Source organism: Streptosporangium sp. NPDC000095 (assembly GCF_042899335.1).
GTDB lineage: Bacteria > Actinomycetota > Actinomycetes > Streptosporangiales > Streptosporangiaceae > Streptosporangium.
Genome location: NZ_JBIAZS010000020.1, coordinates 71669 through 93519, shown reverse-complemented (window position 1 = coordinate 93519; position 21851 = coordinate 71669). Strand labels below are relative to the sequence as shown.

Below are 21851 nucleotides of genomic sequence, written 5' to 3'. Positions count from 1 at the left end.
TCACATCAAGCATCGCCAGGCGCCAGGGTGGCAGCGTCGTGGGGGAGCCCCTGATGATCCCGCAGCAGGCAGCGGAGCCGACGGCGGCCTGGCGCGTCACGGCGCCCAGGACGCCGCGGATCCGGGCGCCTCACCACGCGTTGATCGATGCTCCCGGGAACTTTCGCTCTCCCGCCTCCGACTATTCCCATGAGTCGGCTCTTGGAGGGAGCTTCGATGGAACGACGGGCGGTACTGACGGGCGGCGCGGTCGCCGGCATGGGAATGCTGATCGGCGAGCAGGCGGCCGCGGCCACGCCGCGCGGCCCGAAGGGGCCTTTGCGGGTACGCATCGTCATGTTCGACGGCGTGGAGGAGCAGGACTTCATCGCGCCACAGGAAGTGTTCTCACTGGCCGGCTGGTACAGCGAAAGGGAGATTGACACCGGCTACATGGTGCTCGGCGAGCCTCGCGTCATCACCGCCGCCTTCGGTACGCGCGTGACGGTCGACCGCGGCTGGCGGCCCGAACAGGCCGACCTGATCATCGTGCCCGGTGGCGGTCGCCCCGGCGAGCCCGGCATCTGGGCGGAGATCAACAACGGGGCGCTCCCGAGAGCGCTCGCCGCGGCCCGCCGCCCGAGGCTCACCATCTCCTCGCTCTGCACCGGCGCGATCATCCTCGCCGCGGCCGGCCTGGTCACCGGCCGTCCCTGCACCACCCATACGGTCGCGAAGAAAGAGCTGGCCTCGCGTGGCGGCGTCGTCAAGAACGCCCGCGTCGTCGACGACGGCGACCTGGTCACCGCGGCCGGCATCACCTCCGGCCTGGACCTGGCGCTGTATCTGATCAAGCGCGAGCTGAACGCGGACGTGGCCGTCAAGGTCGAAGAAGCCCTCGAATACCAGGCCCGCGGCACGATCTGGACCCGATGAGGCAACCGGCCTTACGGCCTGCCCGCTCGCGCTCCAGTCCTGGTTACGTCGAGGGCGGCCCGCAAGGCGGTGCTGGAAGAGTTCACAAAGGGGCCTGCCTCCATCGGTCAGGTGGCGGCCGGGCAGCGGTGACAGCATCCGGGCGAGACCTGACCGGCCGGGTTCGGGAACGGACGGCGAAACCCGCGGCCAATGTCTCGTGAGAGCCCCGCGTCGTGGCAAGCGAACGGCATCTCACGTGAAGGCCCTTCACCGGCCAAGGCTCAGCCCGGCTGAGGTCCGGCTCGTCAGTCGTTCCATTCCGGACGGCGTTTGGCCAGGAACGCGGCCATGCCCTCTCGCGCCGCGGCCGACTGTGAGGACTCGGCCATCACTTCGGTGGCGAGCCGGTAGGCGTCCGCCTGGGACAGGGGCAGCTGCCGGTTCAGGGTGCGCTTGCCGAGGGCCTTGGAGGCGCGGCTGCCGCGGGTGGCGCGGCCGAGCAGGTCGTCGACGGCGGCGTTGAGGTCGGCGGCGGGCACCACCCGGTTGACCAGTCCCCAGTCGAGAGCCTGGGCGGCGGTGATGGTGTCACCGGTGTAGGCCAGCTCCGCGGCGCGTTTGCGGCCGATGTTGCGGGCGATGGCGACCATCGGGGTGTGGCAGAACCAGCCGCCCTTTCCGCCGGGCGCCGCGAAACCGGCCGAGTCGGCGGCGACGGCGAGATCGCAGGTGGCGACCAGCTGGCAGCCGGCCGCGGTGGCCAGGCCGTGGACGCGGGCGATCACCGGCTGCGGCACCGACTCGATCAGTTCCATGAGCTGGAGACAGGACTCCAGGAGGGTGCGCACCGCGTCCAGGTCGGCTTCGGCGACGTCGGCGAAGTCATGGCCGGCGCTGAAGACCGGACCTGCCCCGGCCAGGATGATCCCTGAGGCGTCGCTGTCACCGGCGGACGCGAAGGCGGTGGTCAGATCACGCAGGTGGGCCAGCGAAAGGGCGTTGCGCCGCTCCGGGCGGTTCATCGTGATCGTCACGAAGTCGGCGTCCCGGCCGACCAGTACATGATCAAACTTCATGGGTGGGCTCCTGATGGTTGCGCGGGCCGCGTGACCGGCATCGGCCACGACCGGAGTGTTCCTCTCTCGCGGATCACCATTGCGAGGCCGGACGGCATCGACCTCTCCGCGGCACCACTCAACCACCGACTCGTGGAGATCCCGGCGTAAGAGCTCGGCCCTGTGGCGGCCGGCAGCCCTCCTCGCCCTCGTCGAGGTTGCGGTCCTTCGGCGCGGGAAGTTCCAGGCGCGGGTTGACGATCACACCCTTGCGCCACACGTCCTCGGCGTCCGGGCAGTCGTAGACGAAGACGCGCAGGTCCACGCCGATCTGGTTGGCGGCCAGGCCCACGCCCTTGGCCTCGCACATGCTCGCGAACATGTCGTCGACCAGGTGGGCGAGATCGTCGTCGAAGTGCTCGACCGGGCGGCATGGGGTGTGCAGCACGTCGGTGCCGACGAGGGTGATGGGAGGTGCCGTACCGGTCATGCACAAACCGCCTTGGTCAGTGGGCAGGAGGGATTCGCGGACAGGTCAAGGGTGGCAGGCGGGTGGCCGGCCTGCACCAGCAGGTCGCCGACCGCCGCGATCATCAGGCCGTTGTCGGTGCACAGGGCGGGCGGCGGGACGCGCAGGGTGAGACCGGCGGCGGCGCAACGTCCGGCGGCCACCTCGCGCAGCCGGGCGTTGGCGGCCACGGCCTCCTGGAAGGAGGCGGCGACGTCCGGCACCGACAGGCGGGGGTCGTGTTCGACCTGGCGGGCGACGGCGCTCTTGAGGCCGGAGAAGGAGAAGTCGAAGCCCTGGCTGGAGGCGGCCTTCGCGGGGTCCTTACCCGGCGGGGTGTGGGGTGGATCGTCTAGGGTGGCCACGAGAGCAACAGTGGCGAAGGAGGCGCGGGTTATCAGCCGTGCTGGAGCGCCGAAACGGTTCCAGCGGGTCGTGCTGGAGTATCTTGGCCGTGGCTGAGAAGCATGCCCACCCGTAAGAGGCCCCCACCGGATAGGCAAAGCGGCTCAAACGCGCCGAATCCGTTGACATCGTCCTGCGGCCGGTTCTTCGCGGACCCCGCCGGACATCTTCACGCTCGTGCCCTCGATCGCCTCCACAACCCGACGCGGCCCGTCACCGTCAACGTGATCGAGAGCACGCGCAGGTCTTTCGGCTCACGCTTGCTCGGCCCGGGTGGCCACGCTGCGAATCCGAGGTGGAGGCGGGCCTTGTGCTCGACGCTCACCTGGCCGCCCTTCCTTGTCGCCAGACCGTTGACCAGGACCCGGCACACCGACCAGTTCCTCCGGCGGCCTTTCTGGCCGGTGACCACGCGGGTCGTGCCCTTCGACGCGTGTCCTGACCGGAGCCGGGCCGCAGTGGGAAAGGATGCGGCGAGATCACGGACTGTGGTCCCCTCGGGGCCGACCCATCTCGTCCTCGGCTGTGGCAGTGAGCTCGCCGTGTTTGTCCAGGTAGGGCGAGACTTTCACGGCGAACTCAGCTACAAGACGAAGTTCAGCGCGCAGGTCTTGGAGGCGCGATAATTATAGGTCGATACCCGCTGGTCAGGATTGCATTTCGGCTTCGAGTTCCGTGTAGCGGTACATGCTCGACTCTGGCTCCCGCGCGCGGACATCCTTGAGGAAGGTCGTCCATGCCTCCTGATCGGTCGCGCGCAAGTGCGCGGTCGCGCGATAGAACTCCACCGCCAGGTTGAGCATCCCGCCTGCGGTGCGGCAGTCAACATCGGCCGCCCAAGCGGCCAATGCCTCCTGCAGGAGCTCAACGGACATCAAAGGTCCGTAGGGGACCACAGCCGTGCGAGTGATTTCTTCCGCTCCCCGCCATCCGGGCGCCTGCGCCAACAGGTCCGAGACGTAGGAGGCGAAGTAAGGGGCGAGATGACGGGCCATCACCTGGGCGCGATTCCTGACGGGCAGGGCGGCGAAGGTGGACTCCAGCCGGGGTAGTACAGCACGCGCCTGGGCCACACGCACCATCGACAACGCCTCGGCGCTTTCCGGCGTCAAGACCTCCCAAGAGTCGGTAGGGACCAGGCCAGCGATCAGCTCGTCAAGTCGAGCTGTGAACGGCGCGTCCAACAGGTCCCAGAAGGCGTCCAGCTCGGCCAAGCGAGCGGCGGCGCGTAACTGCTGCTGCCCCTCGGCCTTACCCAGCCGGTCCAGCGACTTCTTCAGTGCGTCCGCTACCATAGCCGAGTCACTGGTGCTGAAGGCACGCAGGCACACCGCCATGCGATCGGCCAGCAGAACAGGGGAACTATCGGGCGGCCCTGAAAGTTCGGTCAGGGCGTGTTTGGCCGCCAGGTCGACGATCCTACGTCGGGCAGTGGGCCGGACCCGAGCGAAGAAGGTCGCCAGCAGGTAGGCCGGATTGGCCGAAAATAGTGGCTCGGTCACGTGGTCCATAAAATCGTCGATGACCTTGCGACCTTGGGTGGGTGGGTGGATAAGCAGGGAGTCCAAAGCGATCGCCATGTGCGCGCGGGCGCTTTCCGGCAGCGGCTGGTAGGTCTCGCCCAAGCGGCGCAGGGACGGATGCACGCACAGGTGTCGGTCCTGGCGGAGCCGCTCGAACTCGCGGGCGGCGATGGTGTCGATGAGCTCCAGCTTGACTGCGGTATCCAGAATGCTGCGCTCGATGGCCTGCATGGCGGTGACACCGTCGGCGGCCAGACCTGCGGTCTGCGCGGTTTCCAGCTGGGTGCGAAAGTCTTTGGCGTCGCCGTCTCCTTCGTCGGCCAAGCGGACGATCTTCTCGGTCAGATCGGCCACAACGGCGATCCAGGTCTGTCCGATACCGGCCCGAAGGGCGCCGGCGTGGTAGCAGCGCAGCGCCTCCTCCATCAAAGGGCGAACGTCGGGGTTCCAGACGCGATGGATCTGTCCTTCTAGGTCGAGCACGATGTCTTCCTTCGGTGTGTCGGGGGTAGCGGCGCATTGATTAACGGCCGATTCTCCTCAGCATGGCAGGCAGCTCACGGCGTCTACCGCTGGGTTTCTTCGGTCGGAGCCTCCACTGATCGTCATGGACGAAAAGGCGCTGGAGACGAACGTAAGTGAGCCGAAGCCGTTCTTTACATCCTTGCTGAGGAGCACAGCGGAGCGATGGTTCAGGCGTCGTTCCATGTCGTTTCATCGTTGGCGACGGCGTGGGGGGCGCCGCTGCCTGCCCACCGTCCTGTGATCAGCCACAGCTCGTAGTGGAGGAGCCATTCGCACGTCCACGGCATGATCGTCCTGGCCAGGAGCATGCTGTCGTTCCATTCGCCGGGAAGGTGCAGGCACAGGTCGCCTTTGGGGTAGACATGTGGCAACGCCGTGGCGCGCGGGTGCAGTTTCAGTTCCGGATCGATGACCATCACGCGGGGGCGGCTGCGATGGCGGTAGGTCACCTCCACCGTGTAGACCCGGCAGATGGCGCTGGGCTGGAGGGTGACACTGCACGTCAAGCGCCCGTCGCGCACCTGCGCTCGAGCGTGCGGCAGGGCCGCGTGGATCGCGGCGGCCTGCCGCCCGAGGTTAACCGCGCGGCGCGGAGTGCTGGCCATAGAAGGTGTTTCCGCCCGTTCGGGGGCCGGTCGCCGTCGAAGAGGCCGACAGCAGGCCGGTTCCGCTCATCCGGTAGTCCCCGGAGTGGCGGCCGAGGTTGGCTGCGACGCGTTTGATGGAGTGGCGCATGGGCTCGCGGTCGAACGATTCGGTCAGGCGGGAGAACACCGCGAGGTGTCCCTTGCCCTCCATCCCGGCCAGGTCGTCGACGGTCCTTCTGATCTCGTCGAACCATCGGAGGAACGCGATCCGCCGCTCGTTGTATTCGTTCCATTTGTCGACGAAGTTCTCGCCGTCGTGTGCCGGGTTGGGCACCCACCAGATGCCGTCACGTTTCTCGATGAAGTGCGGCATTCCGTCGAGCACGTTGCGGATCGCGGTGAACAGGTCCGTGTCGCCTTGGTAGGCGTGGGCGGCGAGGGTGGTGATGAGGATGGACGGCGGCCGGTTGTCGAGGTCGTCCTCGAATGTGATCATGCAGTGCCACTTCAGGACCTGGACGATCCGCTGGAGCGTGTTGCGGGTCCGCCAGGCGGGGACGTTGGCGACGCTGGGGTGCCGCTTGGCCTCGATGGGCCGCGTCGGCTTCGACCGCTCCTGAAACCAGGCCGCGTACCCCTTGGGGTTACTACGCTGCCACGCCCGCAGGTTCTTGTCGGTGAGGAGGATTCCCGTGGGCGGGCGCTCTTCGTCGTCGATGGACGGCAACACGTCCAGGTGGAATCCTTCGTAGCCGAGCGTCCAGCAGCGGCGGCTGGGCTCGATGCTCAGGGGCCCGTCCTCATGCCCCTGGTCGGCTTTCCACTTGGTGTAAGAGGCCAGGTGACCGCCGACACGGTCTTTGAGGGCCTGCTGGGTGACGCTCTCCCTGGCCAGCGGAAGCCAGCACACCAGGTCGATGTCGTACTCGCCGGTGATCCGGAAGGGCCGGACGACCGTCCCCAGCAGAAAGGATCCTTGAGGGTAGATCTTCCAGCCGGTGCCGCCGTTCTCGGCCAGCCAGGTGCCGACCTCCTCGTAGTGCTCGACCGCAGTGTCGCGCAAGTCCGGTGAGATGTCGAGCACCTCGACGGCGCCGTTGATCACATCCGACAGCATTCCGGGGAGCGTGTCCAGATCTGGCGCCTGCGTCAGCGTGTCCATGTCAGTCCTCGCGGGCGGGGTAGAAGGGAGCGAATACCGGTGCACGGTGATCGCAGAAGGTCCGGTGGACGGCCGGGGAGGCGTCGCGGCTGACGTGGCCGGCCAGTCCGTAGAGGGTGTTGACGTCGACTTTGTCGAGCGCGAGGACGCCCGCGGGGACCGTCGGGTTGAGGCGGAGCACGTTGTCCTTCCCAAGGAAGTGCCGGGCCTGCTTGGCTGCGCTCTCGCTCTGCGCCCGCATGAGGACCTCGACGGCGTCGCTCGCCCACGGCAGGAGACCGCCGTGATCGAGGCGCCGGTGGCGGTTGCGGACCTCGGTCGTGGTGCCGAGGCTGAACACCCGGATCGCCTTCAACGGGACGCCGAGCGGTCCGACCGCTTCGGTCAGCGCGACCATCGTCGGGTTGTTCGCCCACACGCCGCCGTCGACGAGCCGGGCGCCGTCCAACGACATCCCCGGCAGGTAAGTCGGTGCGGCCGAGGTGGCCAGCGCGACGTTCACCGCGCTCTCGCGCCAGTCGCGCTTCAGCGTCTGCAGGTGCGGCGTCCGGAAGAGATACACATCATCCGCCCGGAGGTTGTACGAGGTAATCACCAACCTCTTGGTGCTTTCTCCGAAGGTCCGCTCGCCGAACACCTCCGTGAGGGCCTCGCGCAGCGGCCCGGCACCGTACTTGGCGCGAAGCAGGTGCCGCATGACGCGCAACTTGCTGCGATTGCGGAAGATCCGCGGTCCGTGCCCGGTGTAGAAATCGACGATCTCCTTGGGCGAGAGCCCGAGCCCGAGACCCAGGGCGATGATCCCGCCGGTCGAGGTGCCCGCGATGAGGTCGAAGTGGTCGACGATGCGGATGTCGAGGTCTTCTTCGAGGCGAGCCAGGACCGCGGCGGAGAACATCCCGCGAAACCCTCCGCCGTCCAAGGCCAGGATCTGGAAACGCTCGGTTGGCACGACGTGGCCCCCGGGTAACTGCGATGCCAAGGAGAGCACCCCCAGATGATCTCCACTATCGAGAGTACTTAATATCACAGCAAGAAGTTCCGCGTGAACTTCTACACTGAGATCGTAACGTTTTGCCCTTGGACACCCCCGGGGCGTACGGGTAGACCGGGCGATCCGACAAGATGAGGAACAAGATCAGGCAAGGGGCATCAGATGAGCACGCAGGCGTTCGACCGGACACGCCTTCGGACCGCACGCGAACTCTCCAAATGGAGTCAGGCGGAGCTAGCCAAGAAGGCGGACGTGACCCCGGCCGCGATCAGCCAGTTCGAGAGCGGCGCCGCACGGCCGAAGCCGGAGACCACCGGCCTCCTGGCCGAGCTCCTCAACGTCCCGATCGAGTTTTTCCACACACCGATGGCCGATAGTCATGAGGGCTTCTTTCGGTCGCTGCGCCGCACCTCGGTCACCGACCGGCGCCACGCCCGCGCGATCGGGCACGTCGCCCACGACCTCGTCCTCCATGCGGCCGATGCCCGTCTGTTCCCAGCCCACAACGTCCCGCTCATCCCCGCGAGCGGCCTGGACGCCGACATCACCGAGATCGAACAGATTGCGGCCCGCGTCCGGTCGTCGTGGAACCTTCCGGCCGGCCCGGTCACCGACGTGGTCGACCTCCTCGAACAGCACGGCGTGGCAGTGATCCGCCTGCCGCTGGGTAACACCGACGTCGACGCTTTCTCTCTCCCGTTCGCCGACCATCCGGTCGTCGTGCTCGGCACCGACAAGAATGACCGCGCCCGGTCACGATTCGACTGCGCGCATGAGCTCGGCCATCTGGTTCTTCATGGTGAGCAGATCTGGGGTGTCAAGGAAGTGGAGACGCAGGCGCATCAGTTCGCCGCGGCGTTCCTGATGCCAGCCGAGGACATCTACGACCAGTTGCCGAGCAGGGTCGACTGGCAGGTACTGTTCGAGCTCAAGCGCCACTGGCAGGTCTCGCTGGCCGCTCTCCTCATGCGCGCCAAGACGCTTGGCAAGATGAACGACCGCAGCTACCTCACAGCGGTCAAGACGATATCCGCCAGGGGATGGCGGCGTGTCGAACCCGTCCCACTCGGACGGCCGGAACAGCCGTCAGCACTCTTAAGCTTCCTGAACTCCACCGTTAGCGCCGACGCCCGCGCGCTCCTTCCCACCGAGATCGTCGAGAAGATCTACACGGCGTCCGCCGCGTAGATCCACTTGCGTCCGCGAGCCACTTCGATCTTTGCTGACGGCACCGATCAGTGATCTTGGTCAGTGCCGCGAGATGAGCGAGCGGGGTGGCTTTTCAGCGTCGGGTGCGATTGCAGGTCTCGCACTCCACCGGAGGCCTGCCTCTGCCCGAATAAGCCAAGGGCTGCTGGCAGGTGCGGCAGAGACGTTCGGTGCTTTGGGGAGGTGAGGCGTCGCTGCGGCCGGGTGTGAAGACCGGTAGGTAGTGGACGTGCAGCCGACCGGCGGGAAGTTCTTGCCGGGCGAGGTCGATCAAGTGGGGATGATGGGTGAACACGATCATCTGGAAGCGGTCGGCCATCTCGTTCAAAATTGCCAGGGCCGCGCGGGTGCGGTGGTCGTCGAAGGTGATGAAGATGTCGTCGACGGTGAAGGGGAGTGTGCGGTCTTCTTCGGCGTAGCGCTCCAGGGAAGCCAGGCGCAGGGCGAGATAGAGCTGGTCGGTGGTGCCTTCGCTGAGCTGGTTGACGCTCAGCAGCTCTGATCCTCGGCGGGCCAGTACCAGGGGAGCATCGTGTTCGTGGTCGAGTTCCAGGCCGGAGAACCGCCCCAAGGTCAGGCGGGTGAACAGGTCACTTGCCCGCAGCAGGATCGGATCTTGCTGCGCCTGTAGATAGTCCTCCATGCATCGCGTGACGATGGTGCGGGCGACCTGCAGGCGCAGGTATTCCTCGCTCTCCTCTATCAAGGCCGCGACGGAGATCTCCGCTTCGGCCGCTGCCCGAGCGGCTGCAGGCGATCCGTCAAGTTGTGCCAGCTCGGTTTTCTTGCTTCCGGTGAGCTCGGCTTGCTGGGTCCGTTGCCTGTCGAGGTCGGTGATGCGGTCGGTGAGTTCGGCCAGCTGGGCTTCGAGCCGACTGCCGTCGGCGTCGGCGGCCTCGCTGATGAGGGCATCGAGCTTGTCGCCTCTGGCGGGGATCGCCTGGATCACCTGTTCGAGGTTGGCGCTGAGAAGGATATGGCGTTGCCGTCGCCGCACAGCCTCGGCAAGGGCACTATGGTCGTCCACTTTCGACGCTCGTACCAGGCCGGTCAGCTCGGTCGTCAGTCGCTGGCTGGTTTGACGGAAACCCGCGACAGCGCTGAGAAGTTCGTCATGCGCGCTGCGCAGGATGGCGCGTTGTTCGAAATGCGAGCGGTTAGCCTTGGCTTCGTCGTAGAGGGCGGCGACGAGCTGATCACGCTCGGAGATGTTGTCGGGAAAGCGGCGGCCACACGCGGCGGAGGTCGTTTGCAGCAGGGTGTGGAAACGCTCGATCACGGCGGTGGCGTGTTGCGACTCTTGTTCGCTGGTGAGGGCGTCGGTCATTAAGGCCGCGACCCGGTGGAGCCGTTCCAAGTCGGCCAGAGCGTCAGCGGTGTCGTGGTCGGCGGGCAGATCGACGCGGGTAAGCCAGGTGTCCCACTCGGCCTGCCAGTCGGTCAGGTCCTGCTCGTGTTCGGAGATCTGAGTCTCGACGGCGGTGAGTTCAGCCTGCGCCAAGGCCAGACGTTCCCGCATCGTGGCGTGTTCCCCGGCGGTCTTTTCCTGCAGGCTCAGCCGGGCCGCGGCGGTCTCGCGGAGTTCGGGCAGTTCGACCAAGGCGTTATGCGTGCCCAGCAAGGTCGAGCCGTGCGGTTCACGCAAACCTTCCCGCAGCCGCTCGATGTGCTGGTGAGCCTGCCCGGTGAAGGAGGCGAGCCTGGCCTGCGCCGTGCTCAGCTCGCTGAAGGCTTCTCGGAGCTTTCTGACGTCGTCAAGGGTGGTCAGGGCTGCGGCAGGCAGGGGGAGTGGACCGGGAAAGTCCTGCCACAGGCCGCTCCATTCGGCATCCAATTTCTCGGCATATCGCCGAAGATCGGCTTGCTCTTCGTCCAATTCGCCCAGCTCGCGCTCATCGCTACCAATCTGGAGCTCCATCCGGTAGCGCTCGGCGATCCGATGGGCGTCCTTGCGCATCTGGTCGGCAAGCCGATCGGCGCGCACGATCGCCTGCTCGAAGTCCGCGCAACGCTCCGATCGACCGGCGTTGATCTCCTGCCAGAGGACATCGCGCAGGGATCGAACCTCGAGTAGGTCATCCTCGCTGGGCGGTGGGTCGTTGTTCAGCAAGGTCGCTAGGCTCAGCCGGTTGGCCGCCAGTTGCTTGTTAAGGTTTTTGGTGCGTTTGGTTAGATCGCCGCGCTCATGCTTGAGGTCGCTCAGAGCGGCGATGTGCGCCTCGATCTGGGCGCGGGTGGGAACACTGAGGGCTGTCACCTCTTGTACGGTCAAAGGTTGTAGTCGCAGGTCATGCAGGAGGTGTTCGACGCCGCTTCGGATGCGTTGTGCGTCTTCGTCGATGCCGGCTATCTGGCCGAGCAGGTCGTGGGGGATCGCGTCGAGAATCGCTCGAAGCGGCCCGCTGTCTTCGGTCGCGGGAAGTTCACTGAGCCGTTTACCGGTGTCTTCGAGAGCGCGGCGTCGCTGCTCAAACGCTTTACGGCTCTGTTTCAATGCGGTATCTGCCCTGGTGCGCTCTTCGTGGAGTTCCACGGCCCGGCTGCGCAGGGAAGCGGGCACGGTGTAGCGGGTGGTCTCGGTGAGCTGGGCGCCGGGATAGACCTGTTGAAGCAGGGCTTGAGCTTCGGTACGCAGTTTGGTCGCCGTACCAGCGAACCTGGCCAGCCGCTGGGCGGCCTCCGCCGCAGCTTTGCGATCTTGGAAGAGGTTTTCGATCGCGTTTTGGGCGCCGAGAAGGTCCTCGTCGACGATCAGCTCATCCAGCTTGAGGGCTGTTTCCTCCAGGCGTCGTCGGCTGTCGGCCAGGCTGTCGTCCGCGGCCCGCAGTTCGTGCAGGAGGGGCGCGAGGCGGTCGACCGCCTCCTGGGTGGCCAGCGGGCCTTCGGCGTTCAGCGCGTCGATCTGATCCAGGAACTCCTGGCGGCGGTGCAGGGAGGGCAGAACGTCGCTGAGCAGCTTGAGGTGGGAGTGTTCGCCTCTAGCCTGCTTCAACTCGGTGTCCAGGTCGGCGAGGGACTGTTCGGCGGTGCTGACCGCCTGGTGTCGTTCGGTGTAATCCCGCGGGGGCAGCGACGCTTCTCGCATGCGGGTCCGAGCGTTCTTGAACTCGATGAGCTTGGAGTTGATGACCGGCTTGCTGCCTTGATGCTTGTACAGGTCCTTGATCTGCCGGTCGAGCGTTCGCAGGATCTCGGTGAGGCGGTTTCCCGATCGCGTCGCGGCGAGAGCGTGTCCGAAGTCTCCTCCTCCGCCCGCCAGGTTCTGGCCGCCCTTGCGAAGTTCCGCACTGTTCAGGGCGAACACGGAGGTGAACGTGGTGTGGTCGATGCGGTGGCGAAGCACGTCCAACAGGGCCGCTTCCAGCACCGAGCCGTCATCGGCGCGCAGGGTGGGCTGCCTGGCTCTCGTCCTGGTAACTTCCACGCCGATGCCGTCGCTACCGCGCAGGAGTGCGCTGAGCCGCAGGGAGGCCCTGGCGTGGACGAAGTCGTACGGAGACTGCGCGTCGAAGCCGAACAGCAGCTGGTCGAGGGCACGCAACGCGGTCGACTTGCCTGCCTCGTTCGGTCCGGAGACCAGATGAACTCCCGGAGCCGACAGATCCAGTGTCAGCTGGGTGAAGGGACCGAAAGCGGTGAGGTCCAGCCGGTCGATTCTCATCGAGTCCTGCCTTCGGTGAGCATGGCCTCCAACAGGTCTATGGCGTCATCGCCGATCCGGCTCAGCCATTGGGGATCCTGCGGGCGGATACCGTCCTTGCCGCGCGCGTCACTCGGCAAGGAGGCGTACAGGGGAGTAGCGGTGATCAGCCTCCGCAGGATGTCCTCATCGGCCCGCAGCACGTCCGCGGTTCGCCGCAGTTCGGTGAGCAGTCCTGTCGCTCCTTCGTTTGGGGCCTCTGGCGTACGGGTCTCGATGCGTACCTTCTCCACCCACAGCTCGCCGAAGTCGTTGGCCAGAGAACGGATCTCGTTGACGAGCCGGGGGCGGTCGTGCCACAGCTGCAGATGCGCGGAGCTGTTGCCGGTGAGACTGACGCGGGCCGCTCGAAGCCGTCCGCCCGGTAGGGACGCCAGCTGCGTACGAACCAGGTCGAGGGCCGCATCGGCGTCGGTGGCGGTGGAGACGTCGATGCGCAGGTGGTGCCAGCGGGCCACGTCCAGATCATGGTGAATGGCCGATTGCACGCGCAAGTTATCGACGGTGACCAGAGTGCAGCCCTTGGGGCCGGTCTCGCGGACGCTACGTCCCTGGAGGTTTCCAGGGAAAACGATCCACGGGTCTTGCGAGACGACTTCGCGGGTGTGCACGTGTCCCAGGGCCCAGTAGTCGTAGTTCTTGGCCTGCAGGTCGCTCATCGAGCAGGGGGCGTACGGAGCGTGGCCTTCTCGTCCGGTCAGCGCGGTGTGCAGCAGACCCACGTTGAACAGGTCGCGGCACGGGTCGGGATAGGACAGGCTGAGGTTCGCGGTGATGTCGCGTTCGGCGAACCCCTGGCCGTGTACGGCCAGCCCTTTGTCCTCGTTGGGGATCGTCTCCGGCGCTCGGGAATCGAGCATGTGGACGTTCTCCGGCAGGCGCAGTTGCCTGGTCATCTGGCTTTCCGCGTCATGGTTGCCGGAGACCATGTAGACGGGGATGCCGGCGTCGCGTAGTTGTGACATCTGCCGGGTGAAGAACAGGCCGGTCTGGAAGTCAGGCCAGTCTCCGTCGTAGATGTCGCCCGCCAGCAGCACCGCGGTCACTTCTTCGGCGATGGCCAGGGCAACGAGGTTTTCCAGCGCGCGCCGGGACGCGGTGCGCAGTTCCTGGGACGGAGCGCCTTCGTAGGAGGACAGTCCGCGCAGCGGGCTGTCAATGTGAAGATCGGCGGCGTGTAGCAGCTTCACCCGGGTTCCCTCGCGTCGTGAAAACCGTTTCAGGTCTCTGATGATGACGCGCAGGAAAAGCACTGGTGGGGCTTATGGGGAAACTCGTGGCGCGTTCCAATCCATCCAGGAATCTTTTGAGGTCAAAGGCCAATATGCCCATTTTGGGCGATATGGGTTTTGGGTCTGCGGGATGACGATTAATCGGACGCCTAAAATGGAGATTTAGGTCTGTTCCTAGCGGGATGCAAGATGATAACGAGATCCCTGCCGAGTTGTGTGGGCGAATGGGGTGCGGGTTAGGGTGCAGTCCGTGGCGAAGTGATCACGCCTGGCTGCTGTTTCGCGGAACATCACGGTCAGGACCGTCACTGGTGATCGGAACACGACGACGAGGTGGGCGGATGGGATTCCTTGATCGCTTTCGCCGCAGCGCAGACCACCAGCCACCGCCGCTGCCCGTCCCTCCGCGCCGCAGTAACGTCTCCCAGCGAGCGGTCGACCGGCGCGCCTCCTTCGCCCCACCGACTCCCACCGCGCCCACGCCTCCTACTCCCCACGCCTCTTGGCTGCCGCCGGGAACGGGCATCACCCTCGCCGGCCACAACATCGTCGGCGGCCTGCTCTATGTCGGCTCCGGGCTGGCCTCCGCCTCCGGCGCCATTGTGGAACCCGCGCTGATCGACCCCCGGCTACCGGTCGACGGACGCCGACCCGACTGGAGCGGGCAAGGCCTGGACTACTGGCCCTCATACGCCACGATCCCGCCACAGTCCAGAGCCGCCTACCTCGCCTGGCTCGCCGACGGACGGCGCTACCCGCAGGTGCCCATCGGTTACGTGTTCCTCTACCTCTACGGGCTGGAACGCCGAGCCCTGCACGACCTGGCACTGGATCGCTCCACCGCCGTGTACGAGCTGCCCATCATCCACGCCGAGGTCCGGCGCCTGCTCGGCATCTACGGCGGACACGGCACTTTCCAACGCTACGCCGGGCAGTTCGAGCAGGCACTGGAGATCCTCACCCTGGCCGGAGCCCAGTTCAGCGCCGGCGCACCACCGGCTCCGGCTCGCGAAACACCACCCCCGCTGCGGTTACGCGCAGGGCTGGGCTCCTTCGCTCTCCAGGGACGACCGATCCCGGCGCAGTGGGCGTTGACCTGGATCCGCTCTCACCCCGACTACTACCCACGCACCGCCGCCACCCGCTGCGCAACCGAGTTCGACGCCCTGTTCCAGCTGCGCTACACCGCACGCCACGGCCAAGGCCTGGTCGTGCGACCCGGCCGAACGGAGATTGCCCTCGATTACCGGCCCGCCAGCGCGGGCTTTCGTGGAGTCGCCGAGCTGACGCTCGCCGGCATCCCGGAAGTGCTGACCCTGGCCGCGCCGACCCGCAAGCTGGTGGCGCTGGCCGACGAATGCACCTCGGAGCTGGAGGCCTACAGCCGCTTCATCGGCCGCGCCCCCGACGGCCACGCCAGCGTGCAGGCCCAGGCACTCCTCCCGATCGAACTGCTCGATCTGACCGCCGGTGGCGCCGGGCAGGCCGTGACCTGGGCGCGAACCCGGCTGGGAGCAGCCGAGACGGCCCTGGTCGCGGCCGAGGAGTTCACCGCCCTGATCTCCGCACCGGACACCAAGCCGGTCAAGAAAGACGTCATCGCTCTGGCCCGGCTGCTGGGCTCCGCCGGCATCGGCGTCGAACCCGACCCACGACTGGGCGGACCAACGCCATCGGCCGGCCCCATGGTGCTGTTCGCTGCCCCCGGCGGCCCCACCGCGGCGGCCTCGGACGCCTACCAGGCCGCCACCGTGCTGCTCCACCTGGCCGCGGCGGTCAGCGCCGCCGACGGGGAGACCTCCCAGGCCGAACAGCGCCACCTGAGCGAACACCTTGAGCGCGCCCTGCACTTGACCTCTGATGAGCGACGGCGCCTGCACGCCCACCTGCGCTGGCTTATCGCCACACCAGTCAAGCTCAGTGGCCTGACCCGGCGCATCGCGGGCATCGACGAGGCTCAACGCTCCTACGTCGCAGAATTCCTCACCGCGGTGGCCGCCGCCGACGGCCACATCTCCTCGGCCGAGATCAAGACCCTCACCAAGATCTACCGCCTGCTGGGCCTGGACCCCGGTCTCGCGCAAAGTGCCCTGACAGCCCCCGCCGCCCCGCCTCCGGCGTCCGCGCCGGTCATCGTCCGTCCCGGGCAGCCCGAGCAGGGATACGCCATCCCCCCGCCGCCAACCCCGTCAGCTCCACCGGCGGCGTCGTCCTCGGTGCAGCTCGACCAAGAGGTGATCGCGGCGAAACTCGCCGAGTCGGCGAGAGTCGGAGCCCTGCTGGGATCGATCTTCACCGACGAAGACCCAACACCCCCACCCCCGCCTCCGGCGGCCGACCCGGTCGCCGGGCTGGACGGCCGGCACTCCGGGCTGGTGCGCGCGCTCACCACCGCCGAGCAGATCTCGCGCGGGCAGTTCGAGCAGCTGGCCGCGCGCTGGAACCTGCTGCCCGACGGGGCACTGGACCGCATCAACGAAGCCGCCTACGAGCTGGCGGGCGAACCGCTGCTCGACGGAGACGACCCGATTCGGGTCGACCGACATCTGCTGGGAGAGATGCTGACGTGAGCTCCACCGTTATCCGTCCCCGCGAGCGCGACGCCCTGCTGCAGTCACTGCGCGCGGGCGTGGTCCCGCGCGCCGGCCAGCGCCATGTGCAGGTAGGGCGAGAACCCGAGGTGACGGCCTTGGTCAGCGACATCGACCGGATCGCCGGCGGGGGAGCGGCGGTACGGTTCGTCATCGGCGACTTCGGGGCGGGCAAGACCTTCTTCCTGCACCTGGTGCGCTCCATCGCAATGGAGAAGAAACTCGTCACCGTACACGCCGACCTCAACCCCGACCGGCGCCTGCACTCCAGTGGCGGACAGGCACGCAGCCTGTACGCTGAGCTGATGCGCAACCTCGCCACCCGGGCAAAGCCGGACGGGGGAGCGCTGACCAGCGTGGTGGAGCGGTTCGTCTCCACCGCCCTGGCCGAAGCCCAGCACAGCGGAACCGATCCCGGCCACATCATCCGGCAGCGGCTGGCCCACCTGTCGGAGATGACCGGCGGATACGACTTCGCCGAGGTCGTCGGCGCCTACTGGCGCGGCCACGACAGCGGCGACGAGCAGCTCAAATCCGCGGCCGTGCGCTGGCTACGGGCCGAATTCTCCACCAAGACCGAGGCGCGCTCCGCGCTCGGGGTGCGCACCATCATTGACGACTCCACCTTCCACGACCACCTGAAGCTGATGAGCCGATTCGTCCGGCTAGCCGGCTACGACGGCCTCCTGGTGTGCTTGGACGAGATGGTCAACCTCTACAAACTGGCCTCCACCCAGGCACGCAACGCCAACTACGAGCAGATTCTGCGCATCCTCAACGACACCCTCCAAAGCAGCGCCGCCCACCTTGGCTTCGTCTTCGGCGGCACCCCGGAATTCCTCGCCGACACCCGCCGCGGCCTCTACAGCTACGCCGCCCTGCAATCACGGCTGGCCGAGAACACCTTCGCCGCCGGCGGCCTGGTCGACTACTCCGGGCCGGTACTGCGCCTGGCCGCATTGACCCAGGAAGACCTGTACGTGCTGCTGGCCAAGCTCCGTTACGTTCATGCCGGCGGCGACCCCTCCCGCTACCTGCTCGGCGACGAGGCGCTGCCCGCCTTCATGCAGCACTGCTCGGGCCGCATCGGCGAGGCCTACTTCCGCACGCCCCGCACCACCATCAAGGCGTTCTGCGACCTGCTGGCCGTACTGGAGCAGAACCCCGGCATCGACTGGCGGCAGATCCTGCCCTCGGTCGAACTGGCCCAGGAGGCCAACCCCGACCTGGCGCCGCTCGAGGAAGACGACAGCGCCGCGACACCCGCGTGGGCTCCTCAAGGGGGAAGGACAGGCGATGACGACCTCGCCTCCTTCCGGCTCTGAGTCCTTCGAACGGCTTCACCCGGCAATCCAGCGATGGATCTGGCAGCAGGACTGGCCGGAACTGCGCCCCACCCAGGAAGCGGCCGTCGCCCCCATCCTGGCGGGCGACGGCGACGTCCTGATCGCTGCCGCGACCGCTTCCGGCAAGACTGAGGCCGCCTTCCTGCCGATCTGCTCGGCCCTGACCGACCAGCCACCGACAACCGCTGGATTCGCCGCGATCTACATCAGCCCCCTCAAAGCTCTCATCAACGACCAGTACGGCAGGCTGGACGAGCTCTGCGCCCACCTTGACCTCCCGGTCGCCCGCTGGCACGGCGACGTCGGCTCCCACCTCAAAAGCAAGCTGATCGACCAGCCCCGCGGAATCCTGCTGATCACCCCCGAATCACTGGAGGCACTGTTCGTCCTGCGCGGCTGGAAGATGGGCGACCTCACCGCCGCGCTGCGCTACATCGTCATCGACGAGCTGCACTCCTTCATCGGAACCGAGCGCGGCGCTCAACTACAGTCGCTCATGCATCGACTGGACCTGGCCGCGCGCCGACGCGTTCCTCGTATCGGCCTGTCGGCGACCCTCGGGGACATGAGCCAAGCCGCCGACTTCCTGCGCCCGGGAGCGGGAGAGCGGGTCATCTCGATCGTCTCGACCTCCGACGCCCAAGAGCTACGCCTGCAGGTACGCGGCTACGTCGAGACCGCACCCACGCTCGACCCGCGCGCCCAGGCCGCGCACGAGGCGCTGGGCGCCGACGTCAGCACCGACGACATCACCTCCGGCGACCGCCTCGCGATCGCCGACCACCTGTTCGCCACCCTGCGCGGGTCACACAACCTCATCTTCGCCAACTCCCGGGGCGCGGTGGAGGACTACACCGACCTGCTCAGCCGCCGCTGCGACACCGGGGGAGTGCCGAACGAGTTTCTGCCCCACCACGGCAATTTGTCCAAGGACATCCGCGAGCACACCGAGTCCCGCCTCAAGGACCGCAGCCGGCCGACCACCGCCGTCTGCACCTCCACCCTGGAGATGGGCATCGACATCGGCTCGGTCTCCTCCATCGCCCAAGTCGGCGCGCCCCCGAGCGTAGCCGCCCTGCGCCAGCGACTCGGCCGCTCCGGACGACGCGGCGGCCCCGCCGTCCTGCGGCTCTACATCAGCGAACCCGAACCGACCCCTGCCATCCACCCCGCCGACGAACTCCGCACCCAACTCGTCCAAGCCGTCGCGACCATCGAACTGCTCCTGCAACGCTGGTACGAACCTCCCCACGGCGCGGCTTTACACCTGTCGACGCTGGTGCAGCAGCTTCTGTCCCTCATCGCCCAGCACGGCGGCATCACCCCGGCCGACGCCTACCGCACCCTGTGCGCCCAAGGACCGTTCCGCACGATTGACGCGCCGACGTTCGCCGCCTTGCTGCGCGACCTTGGCGCCGGACGGCTCATCCGCCAGGAAAGCGACGGCCTGCTGCTGCACGCGGAAGTGGGGGAGCGGCTGGTCAACCACTACACCTTCTACGCCGCCTTCGCCGCCCCCACCGAATACCGGATCGTCACCGCGGGACGAACCCTCGGCAGCCTTCCCCTGGAGAACTCCCCGCCCGAGGGGGCGCTGCTCATCTTCGCCGGCCGCCGCTGGCGGATCCTCACCATCGACACCCACGCCAAGGTCATCGACGTCACCCGCGCCTCCGGCGGCCGCCCGCCGCGCTTCGCCGGCCCCGGCCCCGACATCCACGACCGGATCCGCACCCAGATGCGCCACATCTACGAAGACTCCGCCATCCCGCCCTACCTGGACGCGACCGGCCAGCACCTCCTGGCCGAAGGCCGCGCCACCTACCGCCGTTTCGGCCTGCACCACAGCCCGCTCCTCGGCTACGGCGCCGACAGCCTGCTGTTCCCCTTCCGGGGAGACGCCATCATGACCACGACCGCCCTGGCCCTGCATGCGCAAGGCGTCGACGTCGCCCGCTACGGTGTCGCCCTGCTGCTCTGCGCCACCCCACCTCGGGTGGCCGCGGACCTGCTGGCCGACCTGGCCGCCTCCGGCCTCCCCGACGCCGCAGACCTGGCGAGCCTGATCCCCGACAAGAGAATCGACAAGTACGACGACGTCATCGGCGAGAACCTGCTGACCCGCTCCTACGCCGCTCGCAAGCTCGACATCCCCGGCACCGAGCAGGCCATCGCCACCCTCGCCGACCAGGCCGCTCCCGCGCAGGCCGCACAGGCCCAACCTTCTGCCGTCGCGGCCGCGGCGTCCCGTCGGTACCGACTGGGATCCCTTCCCTACGCCGTCGTCGACGTCGAGACCACCTCGACCGACGCCCGCAAGGCCCGCATCGTCGAGATCGCGATCATCCGCCTGCACCCTGACGGCAGTGACGACCGCCTCTACACCACGATCGTCGACCCTGGAACGGGCCCCGGCCCCACGCACATCCACGGCCTCACCGCCGCAGACCTGGCAGGAGCCCCACGTTTCGCGGAGATCGCCGGTGACATCGCGGCCATGCTCGACGGCGCCGTGATCGTCGCCCACAACGCCCGCTACGACACCGAAGTGCTCAGCACCGAGTTCGCCCGCCTCGGAGCCGCCCCCGACGACCTGCTGTCCCTATGCACCCTGGCCCTGTCACGCCGCTTCGGCCCGCCACTGGCCTCCCACCGGCTCACCGACTGCGCCACCGCCGAGGGAATCGACCCCGGCCGGGCACACAGCGCCGAAAGCGACGCACGAACCTGCGCCCACCTGCTGCGCCTGTATCTCGAACGCGCGGCAGCTCAGGACCTGCGCTGGTTCCACCAGATCGGCACTATCGGTAACCTTCCCGTTACGCCATGGGTCTCATTGCCACCCACCGGCCGTAGTCACCCCCGCCCGATGCTGGGATCACGCCCGCGCCTCATCGGTGAGATCACCAACAGGGGGAGTGGCCCGCCATCAGATCCAGGGCGGCTTGCCGGTCGCGAGGATCTCCAATGGCACTGACCTGCCCATATTTGCCCACCAAAGCGAATATTCACCCTGACAGCACAGCGGAGAGGCCGCTCGAGCGCCGATTTCGTGGACGATGGCAGCCGCTGCCATGAGACAGTCGAAGATCGCCGAGCAGGCTAAGCGAGACGCGAGACCCAACTACATCTACGAAGCAGCCTTCACTGAGCCGCTCGAGGAGACGGCTGTAGAACTGAAGCGGACAAGGTCGGACATCAGGCAGGTCGATGTAGATCATTTGAGACGACCATGATCACAGGATGACTTAACGATCATGGTCATACGAATCTACCAAGAGTGCCTTCTATGCAAAGCGGCTTTAAGTGGCCGTCGCCACACAGATTCGGCGAGATGAACCCATAGTCACGCCGGACGCTTGAAGTAAGACGACCGGGACGAAGGGTGGCACACTTGCACTATTAACTGGATACCAGACAGAAGGTTGATTCTGTCTGGTATCCAAAGTGATCACCTAGATGCCTACTCAACCGGCGCCGGCCCGCTCCAACCGCGATACGTCAACTCCCGCCGCAGGATCAAGTTCTCGCCATGGGCCCGCTCCAAGGCCCGACGCAGTTCGCTCACCTCTTGCCGGTGAGCCCCTTTGAGTCGAGTGATCTCCGCCGTCAAGGAGAAAACCACATTGTCCGCAGCACCCCTTTGGTCGGCCTCATCGAGAACGACTGCTCGCGCTGGCATGGAGCGCTGGCGAAATTGCTCGATACGTCGCCGCAAGCCCTGGTTCCCGTACAGAAACGAATGGGAAACCCCCGCCTCTCGCTGCACAGCCTGAAACGTCACAGGCACCCCCTTCCTGACCAGACGCTTGATGGCCGCCTCGGCTGCCTGTATCTTCGCCTCAGACTTACGCCGGGCCGCCGTGCTAAGAGCGTCGATGCGTCGTTGTCGCCGCGCCTCCGCAGATTCCGACGGTGTGGCCATCATGGCGCGTTCCTGCGATGCCGAATGGCATTGATGCCGAAGACATCACAGGTCAAACAGGTATTGCCCGCATCGCATCGCAGTGATGACGGCCGCAGGCAAAAGCCGCTGGCCACGAAGATGCTCGCTAGAGCAGCATTAACTTTTGTCTTGAAATCGTGCCGGACCTCTCTGCTAAGAGCGTCGATGCGT

14 protein-coding genes and 1 pseudogene are annotated in these 21851 nt (G+C 66.8%); 5 read left to right on the top strand and 10 right to left on the bottom strand.

Features of this window, described 5'->3' with window-relative positions:
- The first annotated feature begins 216 nt into the window (after positions 1–216).
- A complete protein-coding gene (locus ACFY3V_RS34105; protein ID WP_389779259.1) occupies positions 217–915 on the top strand; it encodes a DJ-1/PfpI family protein in 699 nt (232 codons plus the stop codon).
- 287 nt (positions 916–1202) lie between these two features.
- On the opposite strand, the gene ACFY3V_RS34100 is transcribed toward ACFY3V_RS34105, so the two are convergent.
- From ACFY3V_RS34100 to ACFY3V_RS34070, 7 genes and pseudogenes are all read right to left on the bottom strand, one after another.
- Positions 1203–1973 (bottom strand): enoyl-CoA hydratase-related protein, encoded by a 771-nt coding sequence (locus ACFY3V_RS34100; protein ID WP_362904673.1) that lies wholly within the window; start codon positions 1971–1973, stop codon positions 1203–1205.
- A gap of 118 nt (positions 1974–2091) precedes the next feature.
- On the bottom strand, positions 2092–2442 hold the full coding sequence (locus tag ACFY3V_RS34095) for a peptide deformylase (protein WP_389779257.1): 351 nt from the start codon (positions 2440–2442) through the stop codon (positions 2092–2094).
- Positions 2439–2753: pseudogene (locus ACFY3V_RS34090) on the bottom strand (tRNA (adenosine(37)-N6)-threonylcarbamoyltransferase complex transferase subunit TsaD); the annotation flags it as partial. The gene ACFY3V_RS34095 and the pseudogene ACFY3V_RS34090, both read right to left, overlap by 4 nt.
- A gap of 759 nt (positions 2754–3512) precedes the next feature.
- The gene (locus tag ACFY3V_RS34085) at positions 3513–4871 is read right to left on the bottom strand and encodes a hypothetical protein (protein WP_362904671.1); all 1359 of its coding nucleotides are present in this window, start codon (positions 4869–4871) and stop codon (positions 3513–3515) included.
- A 209-nt stretch (positions 4872–5080) separates the two neighbouring features.
- Positions 5081–5419, bottom strand: coding sequence for a hypothetical protein (locus ACFY3V_RS34080; RefSeq protein ID WP_362904669.1), 339 nt, complete (start codon positions 5417–5419; stop codon positions 5081–5083).
- 70 nt (positions 5420–5489) lie between these two features.
- Positions 5490–6662 carry a nucleotidyltransferase gene (locus ACFY3V_RS34075; RefSeq protein WP_362904667.1) on the bottom strand — a complete coding sequence of 391 codons (1173 nt, stop codon included), beginning with the start codon at positions 6660–6662 and terminating at the stop codon, positions 5490–5492.
- 1 nt (position 6663) lies between these two features.
- The gene (locus ACFY3V_RS34070; RefSeq protein WP_362904665.1) at positions 6664–7614 is read right to left on the bottom strand and encodes a CBASS cGAMP-activated phospholipase; all 951 of its coding nucleotides are present in this window, start codon (positions 7612–7614) and stop codon (positions 6664–6666) included.
- A gap of 204 nt (positions 7615–7818) precedes the next feature.
- On the opposite strand from ACFY3V_RS34070, the gene ACFY3V_RS34065 reads away from it, so the two are divergent.
- Entirely contained in the window at positions 7819–8844 is a 1026-nt protein-coding gene (locus ACFY3V_RS34065; RefSeq protein ID WP_362904663.1) for an ImmA/IrrE family metallo-endopeptidase, read from the top strand.
- Between the two features lie 94 nt (positions 8845–8938).
- Here ACFY3V_RS34065 and ACFY3V_RS34060 read toward each other — a convergent pair whose 3' ends face one another.
- Positions 8939–12526, bottom strand: a complete 3588-nt coding sequence (locus tag ACFY3V_RS34060; RefSeq protein ID WP_362904661.1) for an AAA family ATPase — start codon at positions 12524–12526, stop codon at positions 8939–8941.
- Positions 12523–13755 carry a DNA repair exonuclease gene (locus ACFY3V_RS34055; RefSeq protein WP_362904659.1) on the bottom strand — a complete coding sequence of 411 codons (1233 nt, stop codon included), beginning with the start codon at positions 13753–13755 and terminating at the stop codon, positions 12523–12525. The genes ACFY3V_RS34060 and ACFY3V_RS34055 overlap by 4 nt, the downstream gene beginning before the upstream one ends.
- A 383-nt stretch (positions 13756–14138) precedes the next feature.
- On the opposite strand from ACFY3V_RS34055, the gene ACFY3V_RS34050 reads away from it, so the two are divergent.
- Genes ACFY3V_RS34050 through ACFY3V_RS34040 form a run of 3 tightly spaced genes read left to right on the top strand, consistent with a single transcriptional unit; the run spans position 14139 to position 20711 of the window.
- Entirely contained in the window at positions 14139–16367 is a 2229-nt protein-coding gene (locus tag ACFY3V_RS34050) for a TerB N-terminal domain-containing protein (protein WP_362904657.1), read from the top strand.
- Positions 16364–17713: an ATP-binding protein gene (locus ACFY3V_RS34045; protein WP_389779251.1), complete on the top strand. Its 1350-nt coding sequence runs from the start codon at positions 16364–16366 to the stop codon at positions 17711–17713. Before ACFY3V_RS34050 ends, ACFY3V_RS34045 begins: the two co-directional genes overlap by 4 nt.
- Positions 17685–20711 (top strand): DEAD/DEAH box helicase, encoded by a 3027-nt coding sequence (locus ACFY3V_RS34040; protein ID WP_362904653.1) that lies wholly within the window; start codon positions 17685–17687, stop codon positions 20709–20711. Before ACFY3V_RS34045 ends, ACFY3V_RS34040 begins: the two co-directional genes overlap by 29 nt.
- Before the next feature lie 486 nt (positions 20712–21197).
- Here the strand turns inward: ACFY3V_RS34040 and ACFY3V_RS34035 are convergent, their stop codons facing one another.
- Positions 21198–21659, bottom strand: a complete 462-nt coding sequence (locus tag ACFY3V_RS34035) for a DUF6262 family protein (protein ID WP_362904764.1) — start codon at positions 21657–21659, stop codon at positions 21198–21200.
- Positions 21660–21851: the final 192 nt, after the last annotated feature.